Raw genomic sequence first — 20,663 nt, forward strand, 5'->3', positions numbered from 1 at the left:
CGCCTGCTACAGCAAACTACCCTTGGCCTGCTGCCGCCAAGTGGCTGGCGGCGCGCCATAACCGCGTGAAAACGCGCGGCTGAAGGCTGCTTCCGTGCCGTATCCCGCCTCATTGGCGATGGCGCTGATCGCCCGGCTGGTGGTGCCCAGCGCCACACTCGCGAGGAACAGCCGCCAGTCGCGCACATAGCGCATGGGCGAAATACCCAGCATCGCCTCGAAGCGTTCGCTCAGCACGCTGCGCGACAGGCCTGCCGCCGTCGCCAGACCCTGCACCGACCAGTCGTGACCGGGATCGGTATGGATCATGGTGAGGCAGCGGCCAAGCGCCGGATCGGCCAGCGCCGCCAGCCAGCCCGCGGGCGCGGTCTGCGTGGCGATCATCTGGTGCCGCAGCAACTCGACGAAAATAACCTCCGTCACGCGCTCCAGCAGGAACTGTCCGCCGCTGCGCGGCGCATCCACTTCGTTCACGAGCTGGGTGATGGCGGCACTTACCCAGGCCGCGCTATTCGCACCCCGCGACCGCATATGCAGCAATGTCGGCATCGCATATTGCAGCGGGCGGAAATTCATGACATCGCAACGCAGGTAGCCACAGAGCAGGCGCAGCTTCACACCGGCGTCGCCGTAGCGGATAACAGGAACTTCGGACCATGGCCTGGGTGGCAGGAGACTGGACGGGTTGACCTGCCGGCCGCCACCACCGACACCCAGCTTGTGTCCGGTGCCGAATGGGAAGGCGACGACATCGCCGGCCACCAGGTTGACCCGGCGCCCTTCGATATCGATCCAGCACTCGCCTTCCACCACGATGTGGAACGGAATCGTGCTGACGCCACCCTCTCCCCGACTCATGAAAGACGGCTTGTCGTCCGTTTCCCAATCGCCTTCCGGCATGAAACAGAACTGCAGGGACCCCGACAGCCGGATGGCGCGCAGCACATCGGACAGCACATCGTGGTGTCCGGGATTGGCGGTTTTCGAACCATCCGGATTTTCGATCAATTTTTCCGGTAACACGGCCAAAGACGCGCTCCTTAACGGTTGTCCATATACGCAGCTTCAAAATCTAAACTGCAAGGGACACTACAATGTCAACCGCAACTGACAAGCTTGTTATTCTGGTGACCAAGGGCATCGACTCAGAACTGTCGTCGGTCGCGTTCACCATTGCCAATGGCGGCCTCACCGCCGGCCTGAAAGTCTCAATGTTCCTGACCAGCACGGCCATCGATCTGGTGCGCAAGGGCGGCCAACGCATGACCCAGGTGGCGCCGCTGCAATCGCTCAGTGCCCTGATCGAGGATTTCCAGAAGCGCGGCGGCGTGATCTGGGCCTGCCCGCCCTGCGTCGAATCGCGTGGCTACCAGCAGTCTGATCTGATCGATGGCGTGATTATTGTGGGCGCCAGCGCGATGCATGCACAGATCAAGGATGGCGCGGCGACACTGTCGTTCTAAGAGATGCTGAGCTTTTGAAGAAGACGGGGCCTAGTCGTAGGCCTCGTCTTCGTCGCTTTCGAACAGCGAGTCCATATCCAGCGACGGCATCGGCGCAGTGAGGCCCAGCGCATCGAAGGCGCGGGCGGCATCCACCGACTGCAGCCAGATGGCTTTTTCGCCGCCGCGATAGAAGTGGGACAGGTCCTGCTTCACCGAACCCATATCGGCCAGGCCGCGGGCCGACAGATCGGCCAACGCATCACGGGAGATGTCGCGGCCCGCCTGCTGCTGCCGCAGGGCGGCGGCCAGGGTCTGGGCCAGATTGCGCAGGATAGTGATGTCGCGGCTACGCCAGTCGTCATTGCCGGTATGGCGCTCGCAGCGGAAAATCGCGGTGGGACGGCCCTGTGTATCGACCAGCAGCAGGTCGAGACGTGCCTTCACGTCTTCGGCGGCGCCTTCCATGATCGGTGCGTCTTCCGTGACCAGCGAAGCAAGGCCCTGGGTGGCAGCGTCGATATAGGCGGAGGTGGCGGACTGCGGGATCACCGCACCCTGCTGGAAACGGCCGTCGCGGGCATCCAGCAGACGCTGGCAAACCATGTCGCCCTTGTCATCGAAGAACCAGATGCTCACGCGGCTGACTGCAGCCACATCCACGGCATCGAGGCAGATCGCCTCGCAGAGAGCGGTCATGCCGTCTGCGCCGAAATTGTAGAGTGCTGCTTCCTGCGTCCTGAGCATGGGGCCCCTCCTCCGGGGTACGAACTCGATGGACGCAGTCTCCTCCCGGCCGGCCCGAAGCGGCAGGTTACGGCTCAATAACGAGACATTAAGAGTCGATAACCTGCCGCACTACTGGTGCGGGTTTACCCCCGGTATTCGACGCAATCCCACAGCCCAGCAGATCGTGATCTGCCAGGAATACGGCCGGATTTTCCGCGCCGATCAGTCCTCGAAGGGATCCTTCATGAGGATGGTATCCTCGCGCTCGGGCGAGGTCGACAGCAGCGCCACCGGCGCGCCGATCAGTTCCTCGATGCGGCGGACGTATTTCACCGCCGTGGCCGGCAGGTCGACCCAGCTGCGTGCGCCGCGCGTGGTTTCGCTCCAGCCTTCCATGGTCTCATAGATCGGCTTGGCGGCCGCCTGGTCGCCCATGCCGGCCGGGAAGTAATCCAGAGTCTTGCCATTCACCTCATAGCCGACGCAGATCCTCAGTTCCTTCAGGCCGTCCAGCACGTCGAGCTTGGTGAGCGCGATACCGTGGATGCCGTTCAGCTTGACGGTCTGGCGCACCAGCACGGCGTCGAACCAGCCGCAGCGGCGCTTGCGCCCGGTGACCACGCCGAATTCATGGCCCTTCTCGCCCAGCCACTGCCCGGTCTCGTCGGTCAGTTCGGTCGGGAACGGCCCCTCGCCCACACGGGTCGTATAGGCCTTCACGATGCCAAGGATGTACCCCAGCGAACCGGGCCCAAGGCCCGATCCGGCCGAGGCCGAGCCCGCCATGGTGTTGGACGACGTCACGAACGGATACGTGCCGTGATCTACATCCAGCAGCGAGCCCTGTGCACCCTCGAACAGGATGCGCTTGCCGGCGCGACGGGACTCATCCAGATCGCGCCAGACCGGCGCAGCATAGGGGAGGATTTTCGGCGCGATCTCGGCCAGTAACTTAAGCAAAGCCTCACGATCCACCGGCTCAACGCCGAAGCCGCGGCGCAGTGCATTGTGATGCGACAGCAGGCCGTCGACCTTGCGGCCCAGCGTGGCCTGGTCGGCCAGATCGCAGATGCGGATGGCGCGGCGACCGGCCTTGTCTTCGTAGGCCGGGCCGATGCCGCGACGCGTGGTGCCGATCTTGACGCCGCCATCCGTGGCGTCCTCGCGTAGGCCATCCAGTTCGCGATGCAGCGGCAGGATCAGCGAGGCGTTGTCGGCGACCTTCAGGTTATGCTCGCCGATCTCCACGCCCTGCCCGCGCAGCTTGTCGATCTCGGCGAACAACGCCCAAGGATCAACCACCACGCCGTTGCCGATCACGGCCAGCTTGTTCTTGCGCACGATGCCTGACGGCAGCAGCGACAGCTTGTAGACGTTGTTGCCGATCACCAGCGTGTGGCCGGCATTGTGACCGCCCTGGAAACGCACCACCACATCGGCGCGCAAGGACAGCCAGTCGACGATCTTTCCCTTGCCCTCGTCGCCCCACTGAGCGCCGACCACGACCACATTGCTCATATCGAAATCCTTAAAGCTTAAAGCAGCTGGACGGTTTTGCCGTCCCACCAGTGACTGCAACCCGCGGCCTTGGCCGCCCTTTTCACATCGCCTTGGTCCTGCAGCGCCGCCCAGGTGGCATGGCCATCCTGGCGCAGCTTTGCTGCCGCGGTGCGCGGCGTACCGAAGGGAAGATAAACCAGCGGCGCGGCCGGTTGTGCCGGCAGGGCGCGCATGACGCTGTCGAGATAGAGCGTGAAGCCGGTGGCGGCCTCGCCGGCCGGCGTCACATAGCGACCGCCACGGCCAAGCTCGCCGCGCACGTTGCGCGCAAACAGCGTGAAGGCAATGCCGGTGTGATACTCGAATCCGCGGAATTCGCCGGGATCGAGCGTCAGCTGCAGATCGGGCGCGGCGGCCGAGACCTCGCGCACCAGCGCATCCAGGTCGGCCACGATCTTGGCTGCCACATCCGGCAGCTTCAGCTTGTTCAGGCCGTCCAGCGCCGTGCGGGCCGGACCGGTCAGCGCCAGCAGTTTCAGCAGCGTCGGCGCGGCGGCACCGCCGGATTCCTTCAGTTCGGCCGCATCCTTGCGGTCCAGTGCACGGCGCGCGGCGCGGGCCTGCTTCGGTTCCAGGCCATGCGCGGCCATGATCGCCGGCGCCAACAGCGGCTGCGTGATATCCAGCGACAGGCTGCCAACCCCGAGGGCAGCAACGGCTTCGGCCGCCAGCACAGCAACCTCCACATCGGCGGCCAGCGCATCCGAGCCGATCAGTTCGACGCCGGCCTGCGCGAACTGCCGTTCGGGCCGCAGCTGCGTGCCGCGCACACGCAGCACCTGGCCGGCATAGGCAAAACGCAGCGGACGGGCAGAATCCTTCAACCGCGAGGCAGCAATACGCGCCACCTGCAGTGTAATATCGGTACGCAGGCCCATCATGCGTTGCGATACCGGATCCATGACGCGGAACATCTGGCCCGCCAGATCCTGGCCTGAACCGGCAAGCAGCGTTTCCTCGAACTCGATCAGCGGCGGCTTGACCCGCGCATAACCCTGCGCCGCAAAAGCGGCAAGTAACGCCTCGCTGGCCTGTGCCTCGGCCTCGGCACGCGACGGCAGCACGTCACGCAGACCGGCCGGCAGCAAGCCGGCTGCAGCGCTCATGTCGCCATCATTCGCAGGGTTGCGTCCGCGCGGTGCCATGCCTGGTGATCCGCTTACTTGTTCTTGAAGGCGGGTTTGCGCTTTTCAGCGAAGGCACTCATGCCTTCCTTCTGGTCTTCCGTTCCGAAGGTGGAATGGAAGACGCGGCGCTCGAACTTGATGCCTTCGGCCAGCGTGGTCTCGTAGGCGCGGTTCACTGCTTCCTTGGCCATCATCACAGCCGGCAGCGACAGGGCGCAGATTTTCTCGGCCACCTTGATCGTCTCGTTCAGCAAATCGGCTGCGGGTACAATGCGGCTGACCAGACCCGAACGTTCAGCTTCGGCGGCATCCATCATGCGACCGGTCAGGCACATTTCCATCGCCTTGGACTTGCCGACAAAACGCGTCAGGCGCTGGGTGCCGCCCGAGCCCGGAATGGTGCCGATATTGATCTCGGGCTGGCCGAACTTGGCAGTATCGGCGGCAATGATGAAATCACACATCATCGCCAGTTCGCAGCCGCCGCCCAGTGCGTAGCCGGCCACCGCCGCGATGACCGGTTTGCGGCTGCGCGACACACGCTCCCAGTCGCGGGTGATGAAGTCTTCCTTGTAGACATCCATATAGGACTTCGGCTGCATTTCCTTGATGTCGGCGCCGGCGGCAAAGGCCTTTTCCGAGCCGGTCAACACGATGCAGCCGATCGTGTCATCCGCCTCAAGCGCATCCACCGCCCTGGTCAGTTCCTGCATCAGCGGCGTGCTGAGCGCATTCAGCGCCTGCGGCCGATTCAGCGTGATCAAACCGACCGGGCCGCGCGTTTCCACCAGGATGTTTTCATAGGCCATGACAGACGTTCCTTGGATTGGCTTTATTTAGGCAACAGCTCGAAGCGCACGGTGAGCGCGCCATCGCGGCCGGCAAAACTGATTTTCAGCTGTTCGGTGTCGCGGCGGAATTCTTCTGACCCGGCAGCCTGCCAACCCAGCTGCGGCAGCGTGGCGGCATAGAACTGCCGCACGGCAGCAGCAGTGACATTGCCCTTGGCTTCGGTGCTGCCGATGCGGCCGGTGGGCTTGTCGAACACCGTGGCAGCGTCGGCATTTTCAGCCAGACCCGGCATCAGAGGCACGTCTTCGGCGATGGACAGGAAGCCAGCAGCGGCATGGGCCGTGCTGATGAGGCTTGCACGAATCCCCGCCAGCGCCAGACCGCCAATGACAACACCGCCCATGGGGGGTGTGGCAAGGACGAAAAGTGCAGCTAGCGCCGGGACCGGGAAAGACCTCCAGCCAGGGCGGAACATGGCCGGGAATTTGGCAGATCGGGCCGTCGGTTGGAAGCCCCGGAGGCCCGGAATCACATGGTGAATCCGGTCTTTACCGGCTATTTCTGGCAGTGGCCGCAATAGAAGGTGGAGCGGCCGGACTGGACGATCCGGCGGACCGCGGCCTTGCAGGTGACGCAGGCCTGTCCCTCGCGGTCATAGACCCGGAATCGGGTCTGGAAATAGCCCAGCTCGCCGTCCGACTGGACGTAATCACGCAAAGACGATCCGCCGGCCTTCAGCGCCTCGGTCAGCACCGCCTTGATGGCGGGCACCAGCTTGGTCAGCTTGTCGGCCTTCACGCTGCCGGCCAGCTTTTCCGGATTGATGCCGGCACGGAACAGCGCCTCGCAGACATAGATGTTGCCCAGCCCCGCCACCACCGTCTGGTCCAGCAGCGCGGCCTTCATCGGTGCCTTCTTGCCCTTCAGGGCCTCAATCAGCACGGCGGCCGTGAAAGCGTCGTCCAGCGGTTCGGGGCCGATCCCGGCCAGCAGTTTATGCGCAGCCAGTGTCTTGCCCGGGATCAGGTCCATCATCCCGAAGCGGCGGGCGTCATTGAAGGTAACGGCCCAGCCCTCATCGGTGCCGAAAATCACATGGTCATGCGGCCCGATATCGTTGGGCCAGCCCTGCCGCATCACCATGCGGCCCGACATGCCGAGATGGATGATCCAGACCAGATCACCTTCCAGGCGGATCAGGATGTATTTGGCCCGACGCTCCAGCGACTCGACCCGGCGGCCCTGGATGGATTTGGCGAAATTCTTCGGCAGCGGGAACCGCAGATCCGGTCGCCGCGCCTCGATGCGCGTGATGCGCCGGCCCTCCAGTTTCAGGGCCAGTCCCCGGCGGGTGGTCTCGACTTCGGGCAGCTCAGGCATGGCTGTCTCTATACCGCGAGGGGGGCATTTCGGCTATGGTCTGCCCCGCATGACCCAGACAGGCCATACCCCCGGGAAGACACCGGGCGACGAGACCCATTTCGGCTTCCGCACCGTGCGAGAGAGCGAAAAGGCCGGGTTGGTGCGCGGCGTGTTCGACTCGGTGGCCGGCTCCTACGACATCATGAACGACCTGATGTCGGGCGGCATACACCGGCTGTGGAAAAACAGCATGATCGGCTGGCTCAACCCCCATGGCGCGATCCGCGTCCTGGACATGGCCGGCGGCACCGGCGACATCGCTTTTCGAATCCTCGACCGCGCCCCACAGGCCGAGGTGCTGGTGGCCGATATCAACACGTCCATGCTGGAGCAGGGCCGCAACCGCGCCATCGACACCCCCGGACGAGATGGGACGCGTCTGTCACGGCTGACCTGGACCTGCATGGACGCGGAACACCTGTCGCTGCCCGACCGTTCGGTGGATGCCTATACCATTGCTTTCGGCATCCGCAACGTGACCCATATCGACGCCGCCCTGCGCGAGGCCTATCGCGTGCTGAAGCCCGGTGGACGCTTCCTCTGCCTGGAATTCTCCACCGTGCGCAATCCAGCCATGGCAGCGCTGTATGACATCTACAGCTTCAACTTGCTGCCCAAGATCGGCGGACTCGTCGCCAAGGACGAAGACTCCTATCGCTACCTGGCCGAAAGCATCCGCAAATTCCCGAACCAGGAACGCTTCGCCGCCATGATCACGGAGGCCGGCTTTGGCCAGGTGTCCGTGCGCGACCTCACCGGCGGTATTGCCGCGCTCCATTCCGCCTATCGCATCTGAGCGTTCCGTGGCTGTGCTGACCGATCTGCGCCATCTGCTTCGCCTGTTCGCCACCGGACGCAGCTTCGCGCGTCATGACGCGCTGTTCCTGCTGCAGGATTCAGCCTTCACGCCGCGCAGCGGCCGCGTGGCGCTGCAACTGTTCCAGACCGTGTTCGGTCGTCGCCATCCCGCTCTGCGGCCGGGCGAGCGGCTGGCGGCTGCCCTGGGCGATCTGGGCCCCAGCTACATCAAGCTTGGCCAGGTGCTTTCCGTGCGTCCCGATGTGGTGGGCACGGCGATTGCCGAAGACCTGGGCCGCCTGCGCGATAAACTGCCGCCCTTCCCCTGGTCGCAGGCGAAAGTCATTCTGGAAACCGAACTCGGCGTACCGGTCGAGACGCTGTTCAACCATATCGAGCCTGAACCGGTGGCGGCCGCCAGTGTGGCGCAGGTCCATATGGCGGAAACCAGCGAAGGCCTGCCGGTGGCGGTGAAGATTCTGCGGCCGGGCGTGGAAGCGGCCTTTGCCCGCGATCTGGCGCTGTTTGGCTGGATCGCCGAGACGGCCGAGTTGCGCGCACCGGGCATGGCGCGCCTGCGGCCACGCGATGTCGTCGCATCCTTGCGCGACTGGGTGTCCATCGAACTCGACCTGCGGCTGGAAGCAGCAGCGGCATCCGAACTGCGCGACAATTTCCTCGACGATACCGACGTGATCGTGCCGGCCATCGACTGGCAGCGCACGGCACGACGCGTGCTGACCGTGCAGCGGATCAGCGGCACGCCGATCGAGGATCGCGCGGCCCTGATCGCGGCTGGCATCGACGTGAAGGCGGTGGCCGAGCGTGTCATCCGCGTCTTCCTCAAGCAGTCTTTGCGTGACGGCTATTTCCATGCCGACATGCATCACGGCAATCTTTTCGTGGCTGCCGACGGCCGGCTGGAGCTGGTTGATTTCGGCATCATGGGCCGGCTCGACCTCAAGACCCGCCGCTTCATGGCCGAGATGCTGGGCGCATTTTTAACCGGAAATTGGCGCCGCGCCGCCGAAGTGCATTTCGAAGCCGGCTATGTACCGGCCGACCGCAGCGTCGACGCCTTCGCCCAGGCCTGCCGCTCGATCGGTGAACCGATTCTCGACCGCCCGGTGACGGAAATCTCCATCGGCCGGCTGCTGGCCCAGCTGTTCCAGATCACCGAGACCTTCGGCATGCAGACGCAGACCCATCTGCTACTGCTGCAGAAGACCATGGTGACGGTGGAAGGCGTGGCGCGCAGCCTCGATCCGGAAATCAATTTCTGGGAAGTGGCGCGTCCGGTGATCGAAGACTGGGCGCGCGAGAATATGGGGCCAGAAGCCTATATGCGCGAGGCCGCCGGCACGTTAGTCGATTTCGCCAAACACCTGCCCAAGGTGGCACGCGACCTGGAAAGCCTAGCCGAGACGGCACAGACGGAGGGCCTGCATTTAAGCGCCGCCAGCATCCTGGCGCTGGCCGAGAGCCATGCCGAGGCACAAGCCCGTCGTCGCCGCCCGCTGCTCTGGGTGCTCTGGGCGATTGCCGCGCTGCTGGCGCTCGCGCTTTTCGTTTAAACCAAGAAAGAAAAGGGGCCGGTCACCCGGCCCCTTTCCGTTTGCACTGATCGATAAGGATCAGAAGTCGAAGCGGGCGCCGACGAGGCCGAAGGTGGCCTTGGCGTCGTTGTTCGCCTGAGCGGCAACGCCGTTCGGGGTCGCACCGGCACCATAGGCGTCGTCGAAGTCATACTGACCGCCGCCGCCGAACAGCAGGATGCCGCTGGCCAGCTGGTAGCTGGCGCCAATGCTGTACCAGGTGAACTTGTCGCGGCCGCCAACGGCGGTGCCACCAATGTTGCCCTGATCGGTCTTGCTGAGCGAGAAGTCAGCGCCGAGGCCGACTGAACCCGGACGCGTGCCGTTGGTGAGATACTTCACACCGAGGCTGTACACATCACGCTGATCGCCGCCGGCATTGGTGAGCGGATTCTTGGTACCGGTTTCTTCAGTCTTCCACGCACCACCGACCTGCACGGTCGAACCATCGCCGATATTGTAGGTGGCAGTGGCACCAACCATGTAACCTTCAAGACCATTCTGCTTGAAGATCTGGGCGCCGCCGGTGGCGGCCGCCGGAGCAGTGCTATTGGCTTCGATATTGTAGTGGTTGTAGCCAACCATCACACCGAGATCGACCGGACCGAACGACTCAAGGTAGTTCGCCGCACCTGAGTAGATCTTACTGAACTGACCCGCATCGGTGGTCAGACCGAAGCCAGTCGGACAAGCGTTAGTGCCCGCCGCAGCAAAGACACCAGAAGTGTTATTGAAGTCCTGGCAGCCATCGGGAACATAGGAGAAGCCGAGCTGCAGACCCTTGCCGGCCTTCGAGCCGAAATAGCGGTTCGAAGCGGTATACAGATTCAGACCTTCAGTGTCGTCACCAGCGGTACCGAATTTGCTGAGCGGGCCGGTGGTACGCGCACCTGAGGGAGCGTTGATCACGTTGGTGTTGCCGGCCGGATCAATGGTGCCAATATTCGGCAGAGCCGACGGAGCGCCGTAAACCATCTTCGAGGTCACACGGTCGGTCGAGCCGATTTCGGCACGGCCGATATCGGCACGCTCGAAGAACATATACGATTCGTCGATCTGATCGCTGTCGGTGTTACCCTCCAGCTCGATGCGGCCGCCGGCGATCAGGCCGTTGTCGAGCACGCTGCGGATATTGAACCAGATTTCGGTGTCGCCGGCACCAATGGTGTTGGAGCTGCGATCGAGATGGGCCGGGGTATTGTCGCGATCCTGGAACTTGTAGGTGCGCATCATGTAGCCGCCGACGCTGACGCTGATCGGCTCGGCCTTAACCTGGGCGGACGCGACATCGGCCAGGAACAGGCCAGCAGCGGCAACCAGGGCAGTCTGAAGCAGTAAGGTCTTTTTCATTCGTTGGTCCTTCTAGGTGAGGATGTGTCAGCATCGCCGGGGCGACCCACGAATGGCGCTAAGCGCGCAGGGAAACCTGATTTCTCACACACCTATTGTCAATCGAACCAGCCCGTCCACGGCCGAAGCCGACACTGTTTGCGGCGGAGTGTGATCCGAAAGCCGACACATCTTGTGTCAACGGTCACAATCGCATCAACGGCAACAAAATCGACGACTCGCTGTCTCAAATGGATTGCCGACCAGAATTTAGACCCGAAAAAAAAGAAAAGGGGGCAGGTTTCCTGCCCCCTTCCCCAGTTAAACCGAGTGTATCGGCTTAGAAGTCGAGGCGAGCGCCGACCACACCGAAGGTCGACTTGGCTTCGTTGGCGGCAGTGTTGTTGCCGTCCTTATAGTCGTAGGCGCCGATACCGCTGTACAGCAGAATGCCGGCGGCCAGCTGGTAGGTCAGACCACCCTGGAGCAGGGTGTACTTGTCATCACCCAGGCCAGTCTCTTCGCCCTTGGCGCGCAGGAATTCCGCGCCCAGACCGACCGAGCCCGGAGCCACGCCGTTGGTGAGGTAACGCAGACCAGCGTTCCAAACCTTACGATCAACCGTGGTGAAGACTTCTTCGTCCTTGTAACCACCACCGAAGGTAACGGTCGAACCATCACCAACGTTGAAGGTCAGCTGAGTACCAGCCTGCCAACCGTTGAGGCGATCACGCACACCAGCGCTCGCAGCTTCCATCTGAGTGCTGATGTAACCAGTGTACAGAGCCACGGTGAAATCACCGAACGACTCAATATAGTTCGCAGCAAACTGATGGTTGTTGTGAGTCTGACCGCCGTCATTGGTGAAGCCGAAGCCGGCCGGGCAAGCAGTCACAGTGGCGCTAGCAGCGAAGACGCCAGAGCCGTTGGCATAGTCCTGGCAGCCATCCGGAGTGTACGAATAACCAAGCTGCAGACCCTTACCAGCCTTCGAGCCGAAGTAACGGTTCGAAGCGGTATACAGGTTCAGACCTTCAGTGTCATGGGCAGCGTTAGCAAACCACATGGTCGTCCCGCCAGCGCGATTGCTCGCCGGGGTGACAATGGCAGCGTTTTCCGAAGCCGACGAACCAGTCGCATAACCCGGGATCGCGCCCGGAGCGAAATAGAGCATCTTCGACGTGACGCGGTCAGTGGAACCGATCTCCATACGACCGATCGAGTCGTTTTCGAACCACATGTAGCTTTCGTCGATCTGGTCGGCGTCAGTAGCGCCTTCCAGTTCAACGCGGCCGCCAACCTTCAGGCCGTTGTCCAACACCGCACGGATGTTGAACCAGATTTCCGCGTCCGGCGCGCCAAAGGTGGCGGGAGCACGGTCGGTCATCGCACTACCAGCGGACTTGCTGCGGTCCTGAACCTTCAGGCCGCGGTTCATGTAGCCGCCGACGGTGACGCTGATCGGTTCAGCCTTGACTTGCGCGGAAGCGATGTCGGCCACGAACAGGCCAGCAGCGGCAACAAGCGCGGTTTGCAGAAGCAGAGTCTTCTTCATTTTCCTCTTTCCTCTCCCACCGGGATTAGGGTTTCAATGCTAGTCACTAGCAGCGAACAAACAGCCGAGTCCGGCTATGTGATCGTTGAGGATCAAGCCATCCCCCCCCTGCAAGTGTCAATAAAAGCAGCGTTTTCCCCGCGCTTTTTGCAGCGGGTGTTGCAATTGAGCCACAATATTGACGCAATTCACAGAATTATCGTTTTATATCAAATAGTTGATGCTATTTTTGGCACCTGAACCCACCCGAATACGTGCCTTATTTGCGGCGCTGGAATCGATAGGCCCGACCCGGTTCTGGCTGCCCATCTTCAATGCGCAGCGTCTCATCGGCAAAGGCCGTAACTTCGAAATCGGCGGCCTGGGCACAGGCCCGGATATATGCGTCGGTCTGCCGGAACCGACCGCTGGGCATCAGCTGGACCGGTGGATCACCCGGCGCGCCCAGCTCGATGGTGCACAGAATCTCGCCATTTTCGCTAAGATTATGTTTTGAAAGAGAGAAAATTTCGTCCAACTTGCCGATGTAAATGAACACATCCGTCGACAGCAGGACGTCGTAACGCGCTGGAGGGCGCCGCAGGAAGGCGTGAATCTCGGCCTTGTAAAGGTGATCATAGCCCCGACGACTCGCCTGGCGGAGCATCCGCGGGGCCAGATCCAGGCCATCGAGCTGTGCCGCATAGGGCCGGAATAAGGGAGCATTCAGACCGGTCCCGCAGCCCAGGTCGAGAATGGCCCGGGTAGCCTCCCTGGCCCAGGCCGTCCTGACCAGCTCGGCGATCATTTCCGGGCCGCGATACTGCAGGGCTGCCAGATGGGCATCGAAATTGTCCGCATGGCCATCAAAGACCCAGAGGACATAATCATCCGGTGCCCGGTCCGGCGGCGCGCCGCCCTCCAGCATGGCGATCAGGTGCCGGACCGCGCCGGAGTTCGGCATCAGCGTACCGGCTCGCCGGAAGGCAGCGAGCGCTGAAGCACTATCCTTGCGTTCCAGATGACACTGCCCGAGGCCGAGCCAGGCGGGCGGAACATCGCGGTCATCCAGGATTTGCCGGTAAAGTGCGACGGCGGCATCGATATTGCCGGCGGCCTGGGCATCCCAGGCACGGCGCAGAAGATCATCGATGGCAGCATCATCAAGCGGCATCAGTGCCGGCTTTAAGGCTTTTCCCGGAAGCTGGCAATCCTCCGCTCCCACCAGGCCAGATGATTGGCGGGCCACCTGAAACTGTGCTATTCCACGCATCCTTAACGCGTTTCAGGAGGACGGCTGCGATGGCTTTTCCGCGCCCGCAGATTTTGCGCTCGATTTCCGGCGGATTCGCACCGCATCGGCTTGCCCGACTCGGATCGCGCCTTGCGGTCATGCTGGTTGCCGGCAGCCTGGTGGTGCTGGCCGGCTGCAGTTCGCCTGGCGACGGCCAGACCCAGACCTATTACCCTGAAAAAGATAACAGCGGTAATTATAACCCGGCCCCCCAGACCGGTGAACGCTCTACCATTTTCGGTGCTGGCGGCCTTAACATCCTGGGCGGCGGCAACAAGAAGACTGAAGAAGGCGGCAGCGGCGGCATTGGCGTGAACAGCTTCCTCTGGCGCGCTTCGCTGGATGCCATTTCCTTCATGCCGCTCGCCTCCGCCGATCCCTTCGGCGGCGTCATCATCACCGACTGGTATGTGCCGCCGCAGACCCCGAACGAGCGCTTCAAGGTCACCGTCTACATCCTCGATCGCGCGCTGCGGGCCGATGGCCTGCGCGTCGGCGTGTTCCGCCAGGTGCGGCAGGGTGATGGCTGGCTGGACCAGCCGGCGGCCCAGAACACGGCCGTGAGCATGGAAAATGCCATTCTGCAGCGGGCTCGCGAATTCCGCATGGAAGCCGAAGCGCGCCGCTAAGCGGCAACGCCCTACAGACGCAGCAGGAAGCACCGGATCAGTCTTATGTCCCGCTATAACGCCAAGGCGGTCGAAACCAAGTGGCAGGCCGTCTGGGACGAGCGTCAGTCGTTCCGCGCCGAAAACGACACTAAGCGACCCAAGTATTATGTCCTCGAGATGTTTCCCTATCCGTCGGGGCGCATCCATATGGGCCATGTGCGCAACTACACGCTGGGCGATGTCGTCGCCCGCTACAAGCGCGCGCGCGGCTTCAACGTGCTGCATCCGATGGGCTGGGATGCCTTCGGCCTGCCAGCGGAAAATGCCGCGCAGGAAAAGAAAGTCCATCCCGCGGCCTGGACCTACGACAACATCGCCAACATGCGCAGCGAACTGCAGCGCATGGGCCTGTCGCTGGACTGGAGCCGCGAACTCGCGACCTGTCATCCCGGCTACTACAAATACCAGCAACAGATCTTCCTGGATTTTCTCAAAGCCGGACTGATCTACCGCAAGGAAAGCTTCGTCAACTGGGATCCGGTGGATCACACCGTACTCGCCAACGAACAGGTGATCGACGGGCGCGGCTGGCGTTCGGGCGCACTGGTCGAGCGCCGCAAGCTGTCGCAGTGGTTCCTCAAGATCACCGCCTATGCCGATGACCTGCTGACCACGCTGCAGACCGGGCTGGAGCGCTGGCCCGAACGCGTCAAGCTGATGCAGCAGAACTGGATCGGCAAATCGGAGGGCGCGCGCTTCAGCTTCGCGCTGAAAGATCGCGCCGATAAGATCGAGGTCTATTCGACGCGGCCCGATACACTTTATGGCGCCAGCTTCGTCGCCATCGCTGCCGACCATCCACTCGCCGCCGAGATGGCGAAGAACGACCCGAAGCTCGCAGCCTTCATCGAGGAATGCCGCCAGACCGGCACGGCGGAAGCCGAACTGGAAAAGGCCGAGAAGAAGGGCTATCGCATTCCGGTCGATGCCCTGCATCCGTTTAATCCGTCATGGGACCTGCCGGTCTATGTCGCCAATTTCGTGTTGATGGAATACGGCACTGGCGCCATCTTCGGCTGCCCGGGTCATGACCAGCGCGATCTGGATTTCGCACGCAAATACGATCTGTCGGTCAAAGCCGTCGTGGCGCCGAAAGGGCAGACCGCACTGGAGATCGGCACCGAAGCCTTCACCGAGACCGACAATACGGTCGCGATCAATTCCGACTTCCTCAATGGCCTCGACGTCACGGCTGCCAAGCGCGCCGCGATCCAGAAGCTGGAGCAGATGAAGGCCGGCGAAGGCACCGTCACCTTCCGTCTGCGCGACTGGGGCGTGTCGCGCCAGCGCTACTGGGGCTGCCCGATTCCGGTGATCCACTGCGATGCCTGCGGCATCGTGCCGGTGCCGTCGCAGGACCTGCCGGTCGAACTGCCCGATGACGTCACCTTCGACAAGCCGGGCAATCCGCTCGACCTGCATCCGACCTGGAAGCATGTGAACTGCCCGGCCTGCGGCGGCAAGGGCCGGCGCGAGACCGACACCTGCGACACCTTCGTTGACTCGTCGTGGTATTTCGCCCGCTTCTGCAGCCCGCGCGCCGACCTGCCGTTGGAGAAAGCTGCAGCCGATTACTGGCTGCCGGTCGACCAGTATATCGGCGGCATCGAGCATGCGATCCTGCATCTGCTCTATTCGCGCTTCTTCACCCGCGCGCTGCGCGACACCGGTCATATCTCGCTGCCCAGCGGGGAGCCCTTCGAGGGCCTGTTCACCCAGGGCATGGTCTGCCACGAGACCTACAAGGATGCCTCGGGCGCCTGGCTGCAGCCGACCGAAGTGAAGAAGGACGGCGGCAAGGTCGTGCATCTGCGCACCGGCGAACCGGTGACGGTCGGCCGCACCGAAAAGATGTCGAAGTCGAAGAAGAACGTCATCGATCCCAGCCTGATCATCGATACCTACGGCGCCGATACCGCGCGCTGGTTCATGCTGTCCGACAGCCCGCCGGAGCGCGACCTGGAATGGAGCGAAGGCGGCGTTGAGGGTGCCTGGCGCTTCACCCAGCGCCTGTGGCGCCTGGTTGCCGAACCGCGCGGTCCGATTGCGGCCAAGGGCGCTGCGCTGCCCGCCGAATGGCCGGCGCCGGCGCTGGAATTGCGACGCGCTTTGCACAAGACCATCACCGGCCTGACCAGCGACCTGGAAAACTTCCATTTCAACAAGGCCGTGGCTCGCATCCACGAATTCGCCAACCTGCTGGAAGCAGCCAAGGGCGATGACGCCGCCACCGCCTGGGCCCGCCGCGAAGCGCTGGAGGCGCTGGCCAAGCTGATCGGCCCCATGGTGCCGCATCTGGCCGAGGAAATCTGGCAGGCACTGGGCCATGACGGCCTGCTGCTGGACCAGCCCTGGCCGGCCCCCGACGCGGCCCTGGCGCGAGATGAAACCGTCACCATCGCGGTGCAGGTTTCGGGCAAGCTGCGCGCCACCATCGAGGTGGATCGCGACATGGAGCAGACGGCGCTGGAAAAACTGGCGCTGGCCAACGACAATGTCCTGCGTGCCATGGAGGGCAAGCCCGTGCGCAAGGTCATCGTCGTCCCGAACCGGATCGTCAATGTTGTGGTCTAACCCCCACAGGCTTCTGATCGCCGCCGCCCTGGCCATGCTGCTGGCTGGCTGCGGCTTCAAGCCGCTGTACCGGCAGGACAGCACCGGCAATGTCGTGCCGCAGTTCGCCCAGATCATCATCACCCAGCCTGAAGACCGGCCAAGCCAGCAACTACGCAACTACCTGCTCGATACGCTGACGCCACATGGCGAACCGCAGAAGCCGCGATATATCCTGGAATACAAGATCACCGAATCGATCGGGGCGGTCTTCGTGACGCGGAATGAAGAAATCACGCGCAATAACCTGCAGGTATCGGTGATCTATTATCTGCGCGACTACGAGACCGGCAAGACCATCCTGTCCCAGTCCGCGTTGAGTCAGGCCTCCTACAATCTGACACTCGCCGACTATGCGAATCTCGTCAGCGAGAAGAATGCCCGTGAACGCAGCCTCAGGGATATTTCCGAGCAGATGCGGCTGCGGCTCGGCAACTTCTTCGATCGCCAGACGGCAGCCGGGCAACCGCGCGCGCAATGAAGCTGGCGACGCGCGACGCTGAAGCCTTTGTCAAACGGCCGCGTGCCGATGTCCGGGCTGTGCTGTTGTTCGGCAGCGACGCCGGCCTGATCCGCGAGCGCGCGAAGATCATTGCCAAAAGCGCCTGCGAAGATCTCAGCGATCCTTTCCGCGTTTCCACCCTCACCGGCGCCCAGCTGCAGGACGATCCCGCCAGGCTGGCCGACGAAGCCGGTGCGATCGCACTCACCGGTGGGCGTCGCGTCGTCATGGTATCGGGTGCCGGCGATCGTAATGCCAAACTGTTCGAGGCTTTCCTAGAAGCGCCGGTCGGCGACACGCTCGTCGTGGTCGAGGCCGGTGAACTGACGGCGCGATCCTCGTTGCGGGTTGCCTTCGAGGATGCACCGATTGCCGCCGCCATCGCCTGCTATGCTGATGACAACCGCGCCCTGCAGGGCCTGGTGGAAGACGTGGCGCGCGAAGCCGGCAAGAAGGTCGCGCCCGAAGCCATGGCCTACCTGCTCGACAACCTGGGCACCGACCGCATGGTCAGCCGCGGCGAACTGGCCAAGCTGATGCTCTACAAGGGCGACGATGCGACGCCGGTCAGCCTGGAGGATTGCGAAGCCACCATCGGCGACAGTTCGACGCTGTTCCTCGATGACGCCGCCTTTGCCGCCTTCGGTGGCGACTTCAACACCCTGACCGATGCCCTCACCCGCTGCGAAAGCGCCGGCGAGTCACCGGTGGCGATCCTGCGTGTGGCGCAGAAGCATGGCCAGAAACTGCATCTGGCCGCCGCCCAGCGCGAAAACGGCGGGCGGGCCGATCCGACCCGGCTGGGCGTGCATTGGACCCGGCGCGACGGTTTTGAACGCCAGAGCAAGATGTGGTCGAGCGATCGGCTGATGCGCGCGCTGGAAATCCTCACCGATGCCGAGCTGCTGACCAAGAGCACCGGCATGCCGGCGGCCGCAGCCTGCGGCGATGCGCTGCTGCGTATAGCCAGAGCTGCGCGCGTAGCGCGATAAAACGGGGCTGCGCGCGTAACGCGTTAAGGCTTACTGCCCGAAATCCAGAATGCCGGCTGCACCGTCTTCAGCGCCGGCTATCAGGTAGCGGCCATCGGATGTCCAGGCCAGCGCCGTCACCGGTGCCGGACCCAGTTTTTCCAGATCGATGCTCGACTCGTCGTTGATGCGACCGAGCTTGAGCCGGCCGTTCACATCGCCTGATGCCACCAACCCGTGGCGCGGATGGCAGGCCACGGCCGTGACCATGGCGCCGCGGCTGAGCTCGACCGGCGCCGATCCCATCGGTCCCTTGCCCTTGCAGTCCCACACCACCACAACCTCGGCACCCGAGGTGGCGAGCCAGCGGCCGTCACGCGCCCAGCTCAGGGATTTCGGCTTGTTCGGATAGCCACTCATGCGCATGTCGGCGCTGTCAGACAGCCGCCAGCCATGCATCTCATTTTCCTGCGTCGCCGTCATGATGAACTTGCCATCCGGCGACCAGGTCACCGCGACATGCGAGCTTTTCCAGGCGAGCCGCTTGGCCGGCTGGGCATCGGCCTTGACCCACCACAGCGTGACGCCGCCGTAATGCGACACCACCAGCCGCTTGCCCTTCGGATTGAAGGCGATGCCGCTGATCGTGCTGGGATGGTCTTCGAAAATGGCGATCGGTTCGCCACGCGTGTTCAGCAGGCCGACGCGCTTGCCGGCACTGTAGGCGATGCCGCCTTCCGACACTGCCACCTGTTCGATCCATTTGCGCGGCACGGCGGCGATCTCGCGCCCCGTGCCATCGATGGCGGTCAGCATCAGCTTGCCGTCATCGCCGCCCGAGACAAAGCCTTCGCCATCGGGGGAAGCAGCCAGACAGAGCAGCGCGGCATCGGGATGCGCCACCAGACGCCGCGTGGTGTCGGCATCGGGCTCATCGAACGGCCGCAGCGCGATCGAGCCGTCGCCCAGACCGAAGCCCGCCGTACCGGCGGCCTCGGCCGCCGCGACCGCGACGACACCGGACTTGAACTGCCAGAGATACGCGCGGAACCCGATCTGCGTTTCAGACTTAGGCGCGGGTGGCATCGAAACCCTGCTGCAGAGCGTTGCGGTCGAGATCCCGGCCGATGAAGACCAGGCGCGAGACGCGCTTTTCATCGGCGCGCCAGTCGCGCTGGAAATCGCCGTCCTTGATCATGTGCACGGCCTGGAAGACGAAACGCTTGTCGCTGCCCTGGAAACCCAGGATGCCCTTGCTGCGCAGGATGTCCTGGCCCTTGCTTGCCAGCAATTCACCGATCCAGGCGTCGAACTTGCGCGAATCGATCGGCGCATCGACGGTCAGCGACACGCTCTTCACCGTGGTGTCGTGGATGCTGTCGCCATGATCATGGTCGTGGCCACAATGTTCGTCATGCACATGGCCGGCCTCACCATGAGCCGGGTTGTGGCCATGATCGTGGTGATGATGTCCGTGATCATGATGGTGGTCGTGCCCGCAATGCTCGTCATGTACATGACCGGCCTCACCATGCGGCGGGTTCAGGAAGTCCGGTTCCAGGTCGAGGATGCGATTGAGGTCGAAGGCACCGCGGTCCAGCACCTTGTCGAGCGCGACATCGCACTTGGTCGCATGATGGATCTGGGCAAAACGGTTGACGCTGCGAATGCGGCGCTCGATATCGGCCAGTTCGTCCTTGGTCACCAGATCGGTCTTGTTCAGCACGATCACGTCGGCGAAAGCAATCTGCTCCTCGGCCTCACGGCTGTCCTTCAGGCGCAGCGGCAGATGGCGGGCATCGACCACGGTCACGATGGAATCGAGGCGGGCGCGGCGGGCGACATCCTCGTCGACGAAAAAGGTCTGCGCCACCGGGCCCGGATCGGCCAGGCCGGTGGTTTCCACGATGATGGCGTCGAAGCGGTCCTTGCGCTTGAACAGGCCCTCGATGATGCGGATCAGGTCGCCGCGCACGGTACAGCAGATGCAGCCGTTGTTCATCTCGAAGACCTCCTCGTCGGCATCCACGACCAGTTCGTTGTCGATGCCGATTTCGCCGAATTCGTTGATGATGACGGCGTATTTCTTGCCGTGATTTTCGGTCAGGATGCGGTTCAGCAGCGTGGTCTTGCCGGCGCCGAGATAGCCGGTCAGCACCGTGACGGGCGTCTGCGTATTTTCCAATGACTGTGACATAAGCGGATATCTCCGGCCGGCATGGCCATGCTAGGAAGCAGGCCTTATATTGAATATCGGGGCGTAACCATAGTGGCCTCGTCCTCA

At 63.1% G+C, this 20,663-nt stretch carries 20 protein-coding genes; 8 read left to right on the top strand and 12 right to left on the bottom strand.

The window, feature by feature from the left end; translation table 11 throughout:
• Nucleotides 1–6 precede the first annotated feature (6 nt).
• Nucleotides 7–1,008, bottom strand: coding sequence for an AraC family transcriptional regulator (locus tag AC1RRE_RS00290; RefSeq protein ID WP_492979042.1), 1,002 nt, complete (start codon nucleotides 1,006–1,008; stop codon nucleotides 7–9).
• Between the two features lie 86 nt (nucleotides 1,009–1,094).
• Between AC1RRE_RS00290 and AC1RRE_RS00295 the strand changes: the two genes are divergently transcribed.
• Nucleotides 1,095–1,463 carry a DsrE family protein gene (locus AC1RRE_RS00295; RefSeq protein WP_492979043.1) on the top strand — a complete coding sequence of 123 codons (369 nt, stop codon included), beginning with the start codon at nucleotides 1,095–1,097 and terminating at the stop codon, nucleotides 1,461–1,463.
• A gap of 30 nt (nucleotides 1,464–1,493) precedes the next feature.
• On the opposite strand, the gene AC1RRE_RS00300 is transcribed toward AC1RRE_RS00295, so the two are convergent.
• From AC1RRE_RS00300 to mutM, 6 genes are all read right to left on the bottom strand, one after another.
• Nucleotides 1,494–2,189 carry a hypothetical protein gene (locus AC1RRE_RS00300; protein ID WP_492979044.1) on the bottom strand — a complete coding sequence of 232 codons (696 nt, stop codon included), beginning with the start codon at nucleotides 2,187–2,189 and terminating at the stop codon, nucleotides 1,494–1,496.
• A 204-nt stretch (nucleotides 2,190–2,393) separates the two neighbouring features.
• The gene (locus AC1RRE_RS00305) at nucleotides 2,394–3,689 is read right to left on the bottom strand and encodes an adenylosuccinate synthase (protein ID WP_492979045.1); all 1,296 of its coding nucleotides are present in this window, start codon (nucleotides 3,687–3,689) and stop codon (nucleotides 2,394–2,396) included.
• A 17-nt stretch (nucleotides 3,690–3,706) separates the two neighbouring features.
• The gene (locus AC1RRE_RS00310) at nucleotides 3,707–4,837 is read right to left on the bottom strand and encodes an ATP phosphoribosyltransferase regulatory subunit (protein WP_492979046.1); all 1,131 of its coding nucleotides are present in this window, start codon (nucleotides 4,835–4,837) and stop codon (nucleotides 3,707–3,709) included.
• A 53-nt stretch (nucleotides 4,838–4,890) separates the two neighbouring features.
• Complete coding sequence (locus AC1RRE_RS00315) at nucleotides 4,891–5,667, bottom strand: enoyl-CoA hydratase (protein ID WP_492979047.1); 777 nt, start codon at nucleotides 5,665–5,667, stop codon at nucleotides 4,891–4,893.
• A gap of 23 nt (nucleotides 5,668–5,690) precedes the next feature.
• Nucleotides 5,691–6,053: a hypothetical protein gene (locus tag AC1RRE_RS00320; protein ID WP_492979048.1), complete on the bottom strand. Its 363-nt coding sequence runs from the start codon at nucleotides 6,051–6,053 to the stop codon at nucleotides 5,691–5,693.
• 152 nt (nucleotides 6,054–6,205) lie between these two features.
• The gene (gene mutM / locus AC1RRE_RS00325) at nucleotides 6,206–7,030 is read right to left on the bottom strand and encodes a bifunctional DNA-formamidopyrimidine glycosylase/DNA-(apurinic or apyrimidinic site) lyase (RefSeq protein WP_492979049.1); all 825 of its coding nucleotides are present in this window, start codon (nucleotides 7,028–7,030) and stop codon (nucleotides 6,206–6,208) included.
• Between the two features lie 49 nt (nucleotides 7,031–7,079).
• Between mutM and ubiE the strand changes: the two genes are divergently transcribed.
• Both ubiE and ubiB read left to right on the top strand, forming a co-directional pair.
• On the top strand, nucleotides 7,080–7,868 hold the full coding sequence (gene ubiE, locus AC1RRE_RS00330) for a bifunctional demethylmenaquinone methyltransferase/2-methoxy-6-polyprenyl-1,4-benzoquinol methylase UbiE (protein WP_492979050.1): 789 nt from the start codon (nucleotides 7,080–7,082) through the stop codon (nucleotides 7,866–7,868).
• A 7-nt stretch (nucleotides 7,869–7,875) separates the two neighbouring features.
• A complete protein-coding gene (ubiB, locus tag AC1RRE_RS00335; RefSeq protein WP_492979051.1) occupies nucleotides 7,876–9,444 on the top strand; it encodes a 2-polyprenylphenol 6-hydroxylase in 1,569 nt (522 codons plus the stop codon).
• Between the two features lie 60 nt (nucleotides 9,445–9,504).
• Here the strand turns inward: ubiB and AC1RRE_RS00340 are convergent, their stop codons facing one another.
• Both AC1RRE_RS00340 and AC1RRE_RS00345 read right to left on the bottom strand, forming a co-directional pair.
• Nucleotides 9,505–10,815 (bottom strand): porin, encoded by a 1,311-nt coding sequence (locus tag AC1RRE_RS00340; RefSeq protein WP_492979052.1) that lies wholly within the window; start codon nucleotides 10,813–10,815, stop codon nucleotides 9,505–9,507.
• Between the two features lie 319 nt (nucleotides 10,816–11,134).
• Complete coding sequence (locus AC1RRE_RS00345) at nucleotides 11,135–12,349, bottom strand: porin (protein WP_492979053.1); 1,215 nt, start codon at nucleotides 12,347–12,349, stop codon at nucleotides 11,135–11,137.
• A gap of 36 nt (nucleotides 12,350–12,385) precedes the next feature.
• Between AC1RRE_RS00345 and AC1RRE_RS00350 the strand changes: the two genes are divergently transcribed.
• The gene (locus AC1RRE_RS00350; RefSeq protein ID WP_492979054.1) at nucleotides 12,386–12,589 is read left to right on the top strand and encodes a hypothetical protein; all 204 of its coding nucleotides are present in this window, start codon (nucleotides 12,386–12,388) and stop codon (nucleotides 12,587–12,589) included.
• Between the two features lie 19 nt (nucleotides 12,590–12,608).
• On the opposite strand, the gene AC1RRE_RS00355 is transcribed toward AC1RRE_RS00350, so the two are convergent.
• On the bottom strand, nucleotides 12,609–13,577 hold the full coding sequence (locus tag AC1RRE_RS00355) for a class I SAM-dependent DNA methyltransferase (RefSeq protein ID WP_492979055.1): 969 nt from the start codon (nucleotides 13,575–13,577) through the stop codon (nucleotides 12,609–12,611).
• 53 nt (nucleotides 13,578–13,630) lie between these two features.
• On the opposite strand from AC1RRE_RS00355, the gene AC1RRE_RS00360 reads away from it, so the two are divergent.
• From AC1RRE_RS00360 to holA, 4 genes are read left to right on the top strand one after another with little or no spacing between them, the layout of a single operon-like run.
• Complete coding sequence (locus AC1RRE_RS00360; RefSeq protein WP_492979056.1) at nucleotides 13,631–14,251, top strand: DUF3576 domain-containing protein; 621 nt, start codon at nucleotides 13,631–13,633, stop codon at nucleotides 14,249–14,251.
• A gap of 45 nt (nucleotides 14,252–14,296) precedes the next feature.
• Nucleotides 14,297–16,867 (top strand): leucine--tRNA ligase, encoded by a 2,571-nt coding sequence (gene leuS / locus AC1RRE_RS00365; RefSeq protein WP_492979057.1) that lies wholly within the window; start codon nucleotides 14,297–14,299, stop codon nucleotides 16,865–16,867.
• The gene (locus AC1RRE_RS00370) at nucleotides 16,854–17,387 is read left to right on the top strand and encodes a hypothetical protein (protein ID WP_492979058.1); all 534 of its coding nucleotides are present in this window, start codon (nucleotides 16,854–16,856) and stop codon (nucleotides 17,385–17,387) included. Before leuS ends, AC1RRE_RS00370 begins: the two co-directional genes overlap by 14 nt.
• Entirely contained in the window at nucleotides 17,384–18,400 is a 1,017-nt protein-coding gene (holA, locus tag AC1RRE_RS00375) for a DNA polymerase III subunit delta (RefSeq protein ID WP_492979059.1), read from the top strand. Before AC1RRE_RS00370 ends, holA begins: the two co-directional genes overlap by 4 nt.
• Before the next feature lie 30 nt (nucleotides 18,401–18,430).
• On the opposite strand, the gene AC1RRE_RS00380 is transcribed toward holA, so the two are convergent.
• Together AC1RRE_RS00380 and AC1RRE_RS00385 are read right to left on the bottom strand one after the other, a co-directional pair.
• Nucleotides 18,431–19,465 (bottom strand): WD40 repeat domain-containing protein, encoded by a 1,035-nt coding sequence (locus AC1RRE_RS00380; RefSeq protein WP_492979060.1) that lies wholly within the window; start codon nucleotides 19,463–19,465, stop codon nucleotides 18,431–18,433.
• Complete coding sequence (locus AC1RRE_RS00385) at nucleotides 19,449–20,576, bottom strand: CobW family GTP-binding protein (RefSeq protein ID WP_492979061.1); 1,128 nt, start codon at nucleotides 20,574–20,576, stop codon at nucleotides 19,449–19,451. The genes AC1RRE_RS00380 and AC1RRE_RS00385 overlap by 17 nt, the downstream gene beginning before the upstream one ends.
• Nucleotides 20,577–20,663 lie beyond the last annotated feature (87 nt).

It is taken from the genome of Ferrovibrio sp. GW821-FHT12D07 (assembly GCF_058807275.1).

Excerpts from the sequence above, each read along its gene's own strand:
- AC1RRE_RS00295 (WP_492979043.1), top strand. The coding sequence starts at position 1,095 with ATGTCAACCGCAACTGACAAGCTTGTTATTCTGGTGACCAAGGGCATC.
- AC1RRE_RS00300 (WP_492979044.1), bottom strand. The coding sequence starts at position 2,189 with ATGCTCAGGACGCAGGAAGCAGCACTCTACAATTTCGGCGCAGACGGC.
- AC1RRE_RS00305 (WP_492979045.1), bottom strand. The coding sequence starts at position 3,689 with ATGAGCAATGTGGTCGTGGTCGGCGCTCAGTGGGGCGACGAGGGCAAG.
- AC1RRE_RS00310 (WP_492979046.1), bottom strand. The coding sequence starts at position 4,837 with ATGAGCGCTGCAGCCGGCTTGCTGCCGGCCGGTCTGCGTGACGTGCTG.
- AC1RRE_RS00315 (WP_492979047.1), bottom strand. The coding sequence starts at position 5,667 with ATGGCCTATGAAAACATCCTGGTGGAAACGCGCGGCCCGGTCGGTTTG.
- AC1RRE_RS00320 (WP_492979048.1), bottom strand. The coding sequence starts at position 6,053 with ATGGGCGGTGTTGTCATTGGCGGTCTGGCGCTGGCGGGGATTCGTGCA.
- mutM (WP_492979049.1), bottom strand. The coding sequence starts at position 7,030 with ATGCCTGAGCTGCCCGAAGTCGAGACCACCCGCCGGGGACTGGCCCTG.
- ubiE (WP_492979050.1), top strand. The coding sequence starts at position 7,080 with ATGACCCAGACAGGCCATACCCCCGGGAAGACACCGGGCGACGAGACC.
- AC1RRE_RS00340 (WP_492979052.1), bottom strand. The coding sequence starts at position 10,815 with ATGAAAAAGACCTTACTGCTTCAGACTGCCCTGGTTGCCGCTGCTGGC.
- AC1RRE_RS00345 (WP_492979053.1), bottom strand. The coding sequence starts at position 12,349 with ATGAAGAAGACTCTGCTTCTGCAAACCGCGCTTGTTGCCGCTGCTGGC.
- AC1RRE_RS00350 (WP_492979054.1), top strand. The coding sequence starts at position 12,386 with ATGCTAGTCACTAGCAGCGAACAAACAGCCGAGTCCGGCTATGTGATC.
- AC1RRE_RS00360 (WP_492979056.1), top strand. The coding sequence starts at position 13,631 with ATGGCTTTTCCGCGCCCGCAGATTTTGCGCTCGATTTCCGGCGGATTC.
- leuS (WP_492979057.1), top strand. The coding sequence starts at position 14,297 with ATGTCCCGCTATAACGCCAAGGCGGTCGAAACCAAGTGGCAGGCCGTC.
- AC1RRE_RS00370 (WP_492979058.1), top strand. The coding sequence starts at position 16,854 with ATGTTGTGGTCTAACCCCCACAGGCTTCTGATCGCCGCCGCCCTGGCC.
- holA (WP_492979059.1), top strand. The coding sequence starts at position 17,384 with ATGAAGCTGGCGACGCGCGACGCTGAAGCCTTTGTCAAACGGCCGCGT.
- AC1RRE_RS00380 (WP_492979060.1), bottom strand. The coding sequence starts at position 19,465 with ATGCCACCCGCGCCTAAGTCTGAAACGCAGATCGGGTTCCGCGCGTAT.
- AC1RRE_RS00385 (WP_492979061.1), bottom strand. The coding sequence starts at position 20,576 with ATGTCACAGTCATTGGAAAATACGCAGACGCCCGTCACGGTGCTGACC.